Below are 10726 nucleotides of genomic sequence, written 5' to 3'. Positions count from 1 at the left end.
CTTGATAGTATCAGTTAGTTATTAGTAGTGCATTAAACCAGGGATTACAATCATCATAAATAGCATGATTTATGTACGTTATTCATGTTTCATCGTCTGGAAAATCATCAATAAATCAGAGATGATAGTTACAGAAACAGGTAAACACCTGATTCCGCTACCATACCGCATTTACTCACCTCAATTATTAATTGGCTAATATAGACAGTAACTAAAAATCATCGATGTTCTCCAAACAGCAGGGTGTAGAAATTACACCCTGCTTTTATTTATTGATATTCATCCCACCAGACCTTAATAATGATTAGTGCAATCTCCACTCATGGGGGTTGACAGTTAACTGTTAGCAGTCAATATAGGGATTTATCACTGCTTATATACAAAAAGTATCTTAATAGCAATAATTAGGAACCGAAATAATAGCTTGATGCTATCATTTAGTTATTAGTATTAGCTTGAACCTTGATTATTCCGTTATTAAAATGATGATAAATAGCATTATTTATGTACGTTATTCATGTTTCATCAGCTTGAAAAGCCTAAATAAATCAGGGATTATAGTTACAGAAACAGGCAAGAGCCTGATTCCAAAAACAAACACAAACGTAGCATTTACTAGGAGAAAGTAAATCATGGTTAACATCACAATTCAAAACCTAGAAGTTGAATCTACTGCATTGAATCAAGTTTCCCCCGGCGAAATGGAAAAAGTTGTTGGTGGATTTGTCAATATCGGACCATTCACCAATATCGTAAATGAATACATTCGAGCAAGTCTTGTTGGTGTTTTTGCGGATGCGCTTTTCTTCTTATTAGGCGTAGCCCCCTAGGACAATTAATCTTGTACCTCCTTGTATCTGTACGAGAGATACTTAGTAAAAATTAGCTAATTTTGCTCCAAAAAACAGGGTGTAAAAATTACACCCTGTGTTATTTATTAACTAGACATTTCACTTCTGAAGGTGGGTGAAGCGCAGGACATACATAAGTTACCAAAACCAAAGCACAGCATTTACTAAGAAAAATTAAATCATGGCTAACATCACCATTAAAAACTTAGAAGTTGAATCTACTCAATTGCAGCAACTTTCTCCAGAGGAAATGGAGAAAATCATGGGCGGATTTATGTTCATCGGACAATTCTCCCAGATGATAAATAGACTTATGGCTATAACTTTTATGGTGATTTTCTTTAACACCATCTTCTCTTTCTTATCTACAGGGTGGGGCGGAACCAGCAACAATACAGACTCTACACCCTCAATTGATAACGATTTTGGACCAGTCTAAACCCATTGAGCAAGATTTGTATTTTGTTCCTCTACTCCAATCTTTAGCACAATTTCTAGGAGTTGCTAGACGTACTCTTGAGAGAATATACAGCACTTTTCAACTAAATAAAGTACACACCTTAATATCATAAATCTTGTGGGGTGGGCAGAAAAGCCCGCCCTTTTGTATCTCACTCAGATAAAATACGCTGTAAATAATGGGTGGGTTAGGAATTTCTAACCCACCCTAATTGAAAGATTAAATCTGAGTGTTATATTTGAAAATCCGTCTGCTCAACCTGCTGCTTTAACCACTCAGCAAATAAATGGCCGATGATCTGATAACTTAGCTGCTCATCTAATCGGGGTCGAATCATCTCCTCCACAAAAATTAAATGTATACCTTTAGCTGTGACAATCGGTTTCAGCAGCTGTGGTGGTTTAGCTGCAAATACAGCAGCAGAAATATCTGGATGTAAATTTTGACGACCCATCACCCCTCGATATCCACATTGGCGACGTAGTTCTACATCTTGAATATATTGATGAGCGACATCATAAAAACTTTTCTCCCCTTCTTTAACTGCATAAAACAATTCCCAGGCTAAATCCTCATCATCTAAAATAACTTCATACATGATCACCTGTAGATAATCTACTTGATGGTTATAAAAGTATGGTTCAACTTCAGCAGCAAACAAATGATGACTTAATTTAGCGGTGAGGAGGGTTATATAGATAATTTCCTCAAAATCCTCTAAAGATAAACCATGTTTTTTTAACCATCTCCAAGTTTCATCAGTGGTAGTGAGTTGGTTAACTAACCGCATTTGGTCTGCTGTTTGTTGTAATTCTGCAACTTCTACCTTTATCCCCACTTCATCCGCCCTATTTTTAATGATTTTGCGCTGAATAATCTGCTCAACTGTTTCAGGAATTTTCCCAGATAGTTTGATTTGACGTAAAATATCTTCTTGAGTGACTACCATGGGGTATGACATAATCTTGTCCTACTTAATTTACAATTCTGGAATTGACTGCTATAACTTAAAATCCCCTGCTTGTAATTGCTTAAAGGGGTCAATGATAAAATCAATAATTCGCCGCTGACGTAAAATTACCTCCGCTGTAGCAGTGTCTCCCGGACGTAGGGGAATACATTGATTTCTGTGTGGGATACAGTTGTCTGGTAAGCTGATTTCTAAGTTATAAGCTGATACTTTTCCCTGGGGTGTATCTATATCTATAGTTGTGGGAGAAATACTCATTAACTCTCCTTCTATAACTCCATAATCTTGGAAAGGATAAGCATCAAATTTCAGCTTGACTGGTAATTTCTCATTCAGAGAACCACTTTGTGCGGTTGCTATTTGCGCTCTCATCACTAAAGGTGAATTAAGCGGCGCAATTTCTGCGACCATTGTTCCCGCTTGAACCACAGCGCCAGCTTTTTGAATGGGTAATTGAAATATAGTCCCAGTCATGGGTGCTGTGACTTCCCTTTGTGCTAGTTGAATATTCAGAGATTCAATCTGTCTTTGAGTTTGAGCGATTTCTGCTGCTAGTGCGGTGATTTCTGTGGCTAAATTGTTTTGTTGTTCTTGAATACGTAGTAAAGCTAATTCACCGGAACGCTTGAGGGTTTCATAACTGCGTTCTTGTTCCCTCGCTCTGAGTTCTGCTTGGGTAATATCAGCTTTTCCCTGTTTGATCACTCGTTCATAACTGCTTTGCTGTTCTGCTAAACGTAATTCAGCTTGTTGAATATCTGACTGACTTTGTTCATATAGCTGTTGTCTTTGTTTTGTTTGTTCTTGCTTTTCTACAAGGTTAATTTCAGGGATGACCCCTTCTTGATATAATTCCCTGTATCTGGTTTCTTCTCGTTGGGCGATCGCCAAGCTGCTTGCAGTTAACTTATGAGCAGTGATACTATGGGCTAAATTTTGTTTAGCTTGGTTGACTTGAGATAATTTTTCCGACTTCTGTAACTCCCAGTTATTTGTTAATGCTATTAATTGTTGTCTAGCTTGGTCGATTTGCGATTGTTTTTCTAACTGCTGGGATTGATTTTGTTGTTGTTGAGTGCTGAAAGTCACTACTAACTGATTTTGCAGAGTAGTTAATTGCGATCGCCTATTTAATTGTCCTTCTAACCTCTCCTTCACCTGAGCTAATTCAGCAGTCACTAAATCTGAATCTAACAGTAATAGAGGTTGTCCATCTTTGACTTCCTGGCCTTCCTGAATCAGAATTTCTCTGACAGTTCCAGATACCGGACTATCTAACCTCATAGTTTTACCTTCCGGTTCAATTTTCCCCCTAGCTGTACCTGTTTCATCCACCTTAGACAACATCGCCCAAGGTAAAATAATTGCCACAAATATCACTAAAAAGTACAGTAATCCCCTAGTCCACACTTGGGGTAAAGCATCTAATAATTCTTGAGTTGCAAAAGACCAATGAGCATGAGATTTTACCTGTACTGGAACCTGCGGAGATTTCCCCATAGTCTCAGGAGTTATAGATAAAATCTCTTCTGTTGCGACTTTTCCATTTTCATTGATTGTATATGACATAAATTCACCTTAATTTACCTCAGAAAATATCCCCCAACCATCTCCTATATTTAGGAATAATCCTTGTTACCTAATTGCTGTTGATTGAGGTAGAAATAATGACCACGCTTGTCGATTAATTGTTCATGACTACCACATTCAATCAACATACCTTGATCTAAAACCAAAATTAAATCAGCATTCCTGATCGTAGACAGACGATGAGCAATAATTAAAGCAGTTCTCCCCTTGAGAATTGTCTGCAAATTCTGCTGAATTATCCTTTCAGATTCCGTATCAAGGTGAGAAGTAGCTTCATCAAAAATCAAGAGTTTGGGGTTACCTAATAAAGCGCGGGCGATCGCAATTCTTTGTCTTTGTCCCCCAGACAATAAACCGCCCCCTTCACCAATTTGAGTTTCATAACCCATAGGTAATTTTTGGATAAACTCATCAGCACCTGCTAATTGAGCAGCGGTGATAATTTCCTCTAAACTTGCATCAGGATGTGCTAAACAGATATTTTCCCGGATAGTATTACCAAACAAAAAAGTATCCTGATCAACCACACCCACCTGTTGGCGCAGAGAATCTAAAGAGATCGTAGTAATATCATGTCCATCAATTAAGATTTTACCATTAGTAGGTGGATACAAACCTAAAACCAGCTTAGAAATTGTAGTTTTACCAGACCCACTACGCCCCACTAAAGCCACTGTTTGTCCTGATTTAATTGAAAAATTGACATTTTGCAGAATATTAACATTAGCATCCTCATGATAACGAAAGGTCACCTGTTGAAAATCAATATTACCCTGAATTTCCGGTAAAGTTTGCCGTTGTTGCTCTTGTATATCCTCCTCCGGTTTAGCATCTAACACATCATTAATCCTTTCCACAGCAATGATTACCTCTTGTAACTGGTTCCACAGCACAGCTAATCTTTTAAAAGGGTTAATAATATTGCCTAAAAGCATATTAAATGCTACCAACTGCCCAATAGATAATTGATTTTCAATTACCAAATATGCCCCATACCACAATAAAGCAGTCGATACACCAGCCTCAATTGTATTACTAAAAATCTGTAACCGATTGCCAATTACTTGCCCAGAAAAGTTAGTCTTTATCTCCTTGTTTAATAACTCTTCCCAATGCCAACGTACTGTTTGTTCTACCGCCGTTGATTTGATAGTTCTGATACCAGTTAAAGCCTCAATAATATAACTATTTTCCTGAACTGAAGCCTTAAATATTTGTCGGGAAATTCGCTGTAAAAAAGGTGTAGCAATCAAAGCCAGACACAAAAATGGCGGCACAATTACTAAAGATATTAAAGCCATTTTCCAACTGTACCAAAACATCAACCCCAGATAAATAAATACAGTCAGAAAATCTAGAACGATTGATAATGCTTCCCCAGAAATAAAGCTTTTAATTTTGCTATTTTCCTGTAACCGAGAGACAATATCACCCACATAACGATTTTCAAAATAGCTTAAAGGTAATCGGAAAGTGTGACGAATAAACGCCACCACCAAAGCCACATTAATCTTATTACCCGTGTGGTCAATCAGATATTGCCTTAAACCTGTCATGGCCACACGGAACAGGCTAAACATCATCAAACCCAACCCCACAGCCATTAAGGTTAAATGAGACCGTTGTACTATCACACGGTCTAAAATCAGTTGTGTAAATAAGGGTGTAATCAGTCCAAATATTTGAATAAAGATGGAAGCAATAAATACTTCCCCTATGACCACACCATGAGGCTTGACCAGTTCAAAAAATTGCCAAAAAGGAGTTGTACTTTCTTGTGCATTCTTAAATAAAGCCGTTGGTTCTAGCAGGAGTGTATACCCAGTCCAACCAGCCTGGAATTCAGCGTAAGAAAGAGTCAGTTGACCAACCCCAGGGTCAGCAACTATCACCTTTTGAGGGGTAATTTCATAGACAACAATATAGTGTTTTCCTTCCCAATGGACAATCGCCGGTAGTTTCTGTTGTCCTAACTGCTGGATATTAGCTTTCACCGGACGGGTATTAAAACCCAGGCTTTCCGCGCTGGTGGTTAACCCACGCAACGATACACCATTACGATCAACATTAGCCATCTCCCTTAACCGATTAAGGTTAAATTGTTTCCCCCAATAGAGAGAAACCATCACTAAACAAGCAGCACCGCAATCAGAAGCGCTATGTTGAGCAAAAAAGGGATAACGGCGAGTAATTCTTTGTAATAGATGACGAACTTTTTGAGTAGGAGTGGGAAGGTAAGCTTGACTAATTTTTTCTCTGGTTTGGTGGTGATTTTCCCCGGTAGTCACCCTTGGTAATGGCTGCTGAGATGGAGAATGGAGAATATGGGTTTTTGTTTTCAGGTGCTCTTGAATTTGTGGGTATCTATCCATTAAGTTTTTTAGCAGTTCACCAGGGAAAAAACACAAACGCAGACTTTCACTGGCTCGCGCACCATAAACCTGACAGTTAAGATTAGGAAACAATGTATGATGTCCGAAGGACTCTCCTTTTCTGACCGTGGTAATTACTTCTCCACTGTCATCAATTAACCTCACTTTGCTGCTAAGTACAACATAAATACCGGGTTCAACTCCTGTACCTGACCAAAATTTCCCTATTTTCGGTTCTCTGTATTTTAGTTGCTGTCCATAGATTTGAAATTCGGCGACAGAAAAGGAATATCCTAGGGTTTGATTGAATAATTCCTGGGAAATTTGTGTTTTAACTGATTCTTGGACCATAAATTTAGAGAATTTAGAAGATGATGATCTGATTTTCTGCAATTGCGTAAGTACTTGATAGGTTCCCCCTTCTAAAAACGGACACAATCATCTGTTACCCCTGGGTTTATGAGGAGCATCGTCTTAACTCACCCCCCAAGGGTTTCTCAATTAGAGGATGACAGCTATTTAATTTTTATGAAATTTCAGCAATTGAATCGGTACAAATACATTAGTATTTCCCCTAGATTTTCCTGTGATATCAGTAATAGATATTTGGCAAGTCACACCTTCATGGGTATTTTCTGATGCAGTTTCAGATTTACCTTTAGTGGATAGTCCCATTTGTTTGAGTAAGCGTTTGATATGACATTCACTCAATTGCAGTCCAAACTCTTTAGCTAAGTGTTTACTTAACCAGTTAGCTGTCCAACGCCGAAAACCATAACCATAGTCGTGGGGATGATGGTTGACAAGTTCTTCAAGACGTGCTATATATTCCTCATTGATCGCCTTCGGACGACCAACTGGTGATGTTTCCCATTCGTGGGCTTTCCCACTACGGGCTATATGTATCCAGTGTCTAGCGGTAGCTGAACAGCATCCTAAAGTACGGCATATTTCCCTTTGTGATTTTCCTTCATCTGCCAACAGCATAATTGAAATCCGTTGGCGGTATAATTCTGGTATATCTTCTGCCAACTTTTTGAGTAATAATTGGCGTTGAAATGGTGTCAATAATTTACCATTCATCTTCCGTAACCTAATATTTGATTGCTGGCTTTTATACCATAACCGTCGCAATTAACAGTAAAATACTTTGTTGTCAGGTATGGCTGGGATCTCCCAATCTCAATAGGTTATAGATCATTCTTTCCATGATAGCGACATCGAACCAAAGTAATAGTGTTAGTGTCTAATTATACAATTAACTGCAAAATAGACATCCTCAGCCCATCAGGTCTAATTTTGATGGATACCCATATCAAGCGAGCCATATACTTGCAACTCAAGGTATATAGAAAGGGTCTTTTCTAAAACTAAGAAAGTCTGCTACAACTGCTAAAGGCAGATGGTTTTGATATATGGGAACTTATGACTGGGCAACAATGTACAAAGTCAATCTAGCCAGTTGTTTTCCACAGTTTACTATCTCGTCGGTGTTGGGTGTTTCTTGGAACTCATATTAAGCAAACGAGATACTCAATTGCAAGCTATATGCAACATCTCTTACTGAGGGACTCGCCAAAGGATGATAGTATTGTCTTCACCACCAGTAACCAGAGTCTGACCATCAGGACTGATAGCCAAGGCGGTGACAGTATCCGCGTGTCCCACAAGTGTACGCATTTGTTGACCTGTGGCTAAATCCCAAAGTCTAATTGTGTGACCTGCTTCCAGCTGCGCTTCGCGATCGCGCCCACCACTAACAAGAGTGGTATTATCGGGACTAAAAGCAATGGATCTTACAGTTTCGATATTCTCTGCTAGTGTCTGGGTTTTCCCATCGGTACTTAAATCCCCAAGTGTCATCGTGCGTAGCTTACCACCGGAGTCATCGCGACTAGCAATAGCTAGGGTCTGACCATCTGGACTCAAAGCCACACCTGTAACTATTTCCCCATCTTCCTCAAATGTGCGGAGCAAAACTGCTCTGTGCAGATCCCAAATTTTAATAGTTTTGTCAAAACTACCACTGACTAGAGTTACACCATCTGCACTCATAGCTAGTGAACGCACCCAAGATGTATGACCTCTGAGCGTACCTCTTAACCTTCCCGTGGCCATATTCCACAGTTTAATAGTACCATCATCACTACCACTAACTAAAGTGCTGGCATCTGGGCTAAAGGCTAAGGCGTGAATTGAATCGGAATGTCCCCTGAGGGTGCGAAGTAACTCACCAGTAGGAAGATTCCAAATTTTGATAGTTTGATCATCACCACCACTAACTAAAGTACTTCCATCCGGGCTGATAGCTACGACATTCACCCTTTGTCGGCTATTGACCGTAGTAATTTCCTCTCCTGTAGCCAGATTCCAAACTTTAATACTGCGTTCCCCACTACTGGCAAAAATCTGGCTATCGGGACTAATAGTCACAGATAAAACCACATCCTCATGACCTTCCAGGGCTTTAGCTAAGGTAATATTCTTGAAACTTGAATTGGGGGACCCTTCGGTAACTGACCCGCCACCACTACTATGATCTTGAGTCAATGTAGACAATAACACAGTCTGAAAGCGCTGATATTGCTGATACCAAGAATCTTCAATCCCAAATAACATCATCAAGGCACTGACTAAAACTATATTTTTCAGTAAGCTATATTGGATTGGTAAAGATGAAATCTGAGTTACCGGTATTTTTACCGAAGATTTACTTACTTTTGCTAGTGCTAGTGGTTGTTTTGGGTTCAAGTCTTTCATGACTTCATCGGCTGATTGGTAACGCTGCTCGATATCTTTTCTCAACAGCTTATCGAGAACATAATCCAATTCAGTACTCAATGGACTTCGCAAATATTGTCGCCAATTAGTCACCCAACCATAGCCATATTCCAGCCACAACTGAAAGGGAGCAATTCCAGTTAGTAAATGAAAGCAGGTAGCCCCCAAACCAAACAAATCACTAGCAGGGTAAGCCTTACCATCTCTAATTTGCTCCAATGGCGAATAACCATGGGAACCAATTGACGTCCCCATGTTCTTCTGTGCTCTGGTGGTTAACTGCTTCGAGGAACCAAAATCTATGAGGCTTAATCTTCCGTCACCATGTCGTCGAATAATATTTTCTGGTTTGATGTCCCGGTGAATCACACCACGGTCATGGATAAACTTGAGGACAGGTAATAAATGCAGCAAAATTGCTTTAATTTCCGCCGGTCTATATAGTTTTCGCCGTTGCAACTCGGTTAACAAATTTTGCCCATTGACAAACTGCTGTACTAAATACAAACAGTCGTCTTGCTCAAAATAAGCTAAAAGAGTTGGTATTTGTGGGTGTTCTCCTAGCTCTTGCAGACGCTTTGCTTCCTGAGCAAATAATTCTACTGCTTTGTTTTGCGACCAAGTTCCTTGAAACTTCGGCGCTAATTGCTTGACCACACAACGTTCATTTAGTTTATCTGTATCCTCGGATAAGTAGGTTCTGCCAAATCCCCCCTGATCGGAAAGCAACCGAATCACACGGAAGCGATTTCGCAAAAGTGGTACCAAGGGGGTACTACAACTTTGGCATAACTTCTGTGTGTCAGGATTGAGGGGATTTGGGCAATCGGGATTTAAGCAGCAGATCATGATCTGACAGGCGCGACTGCACAATAAATAATGTTAAGTTAGCCCCGAAACTTCCCTTAATTAACACTGGCTCTCGCTCAATCATGGTAGAAAACACTGAATTGGGATTGGGGATTTACTTATATAGTAAGTTTTGGTAAATGCTCACCCATTTTTCCGTTTGCACCGAAAACTACAAGAGCCAGAAAATTCCTGATTTTATATTGATTATATTATAATATAATCTCACTGTGTACAAGTCCCACAAAACTCTATTTTGCTATTTTGCTCACTTGTATCTTCTCTACATGGTAAGTAGACAAACAGATAAAAAATTCATATTTAAAACCCCCGATTAATTCAAACAACCGGGGTTCAAACGCTAATGTATTTCTAATTACCTGTCACTTTTTCCAGAAGGTTCTTAACATTCTGTTCTACTGAAGTTGAACTCTGTGAATTTTCAGGGGTCTTCATCTTGTCTATGTCAGCGTCTCCCTGAACTTCATTGAGTCCTTTGTTTGACTTTTCTTGAGTTTCTTTGAGTCCCAAGGGTTTGGATTTAGCTACCTCGTCAGTTTGGCGTTGCGTTTCCAGAAGCTGTGTCGGGCCTTCTTGAGGATCACTTTGATAACTACTGATGGCAAAAGCAGCTGAGGCGCTGGAGAAAAATAGCAGGACACAGGCAGAAGCCACAATTATAAAACGCACTGGGTGTAAAATGGATAAAATCACATGATAATTCTTCATCTTCAATCCTCAATAACAGCTTTAACACCGTGATGCTTGCACATACTAATGAGCAATGAATACCTTTATTAGGAAAGAATGGGCGTGAAATTATTTATAGCATTTCCCATGCTCGTGAGGTACA

The 10726-nt window shown here is 39.4% G+C and carries 8 protein-coding genes; 2 read left to right on the top strand and 6 right to left on the bottom strand.

The window, feature by feature from the left end:
• The first annotated feature begins 632 nt into the window (after positions 1-632).
• A complete protein-coding gene (locus NWP21_RS08235; RefSeq protein ID WP_280792307.1) occupies positions 633-830 on the top strand; it encodes a hypothetical protein in 198 nt (65 codons plus the stop codon).
• Between the two features lie 202 nt (positions 831-1032).
• Positions 1033-1290 (top strand): hypothetical protein, encoded by a 258-nt coding sequence (locus tag NWP21_RS08230; protein ID WP_280792306.1) that lies wholly within the window; start codon positions 1033-1035, stop codon positions 1288-1290.
• Between the two features lie 253 nt (positions 1291-1543).
• On the opposite strand, the gene NWP21_RS08225 is transcribed toward NWP21_RS08230, so the two are convergent.
• The 6 genes from NWP21_RS08225 to NWP21_RS08200 all read right to left on the bottom strand — a co-directional run bounded on the left by NWP21_RS08225 (position 1544) and on the right by NWP21_RS08200 (position 10602).
• A complete protein-coding gene (locus NWP21_RS08225) occupies positions 1544-2272 on the bottom strand; it encodes a peptidylprolyl isomerase (protein WP_280792305.1) in 729 nt (242 codons plus the stop codon).
• Positions 2273-2311: 39 nt separating this feature from the next.
• Positions 2312-3850: an HlyD family efflux transporter periplasmic adaptor subunit gene (locus NWP21_RS08220; RefSeq protein WP_280792304.1), complete on the bottom strand. Its 1539-nt coding sequence runs from the start codon at positions 3848-3850 to the stop codon at positions 2312-2314.
• A gap of 50 nt (positions 3851-3900) precedes the next feature.
• Positions 3901-6594, bottom strand: coding sequence for a peptidase domain-containing ABC transporter (locus NWP21_RS08215; protein WP_280792303.1), 2694 nt, complete (start codon positions 6592-6594; stop codon positions 3901-3903).
• Between the two features lie 168 nt (positions 6595-6762).
• Positions 6763-7326: a helix-turn-helix domain-containing protein gene (locus NWP21_RS08210; RefSeq protein WP_280792301.1), complete on the bottom strand. Its 564-nt coding sequence runs from the start codon at positions 7324-7326 to the stop codon at positions 6763-6765.
• Positions 7327-7803: 477 nt separating this feature from the next.
• Entirely contained in the window at positions 7804-9873 is a 2070-nt protein-coding gene (locus tag NWP21_RS08205; RefSeq protein ID WP_280792300.1) for a serine/threonine-protein kinase, read from the bottom strand.
• 372 nt (positions 9874-10245) lie between these two features.
• Entirely contained in the window at positions 10246-10602 is a 357-nt protein-coding gene (locus NWP21_RS08200) for a hypothetical protein (protein ID WP_280792299.1), read from the bottom strand.
• Between the last annotated feature and the right edge of the window lie 124 nt (positions 10603-10726).

It is taken from the genome of Anabaenopsis sp. FSS-46 (assembly GCF_029891665.1).
Classification (GTDB): Bacteria; Cyanobacteriota; Cyanobacteriia; order Cyanobacteriales; family Nostocaceae; genus Anabaenopsis; species Anabaenopsis arnoldii.
Note: the sequence above shows the minus strand (reverse complement) of the source record. Positions and strands in the feature narration are given on the sequence as shown.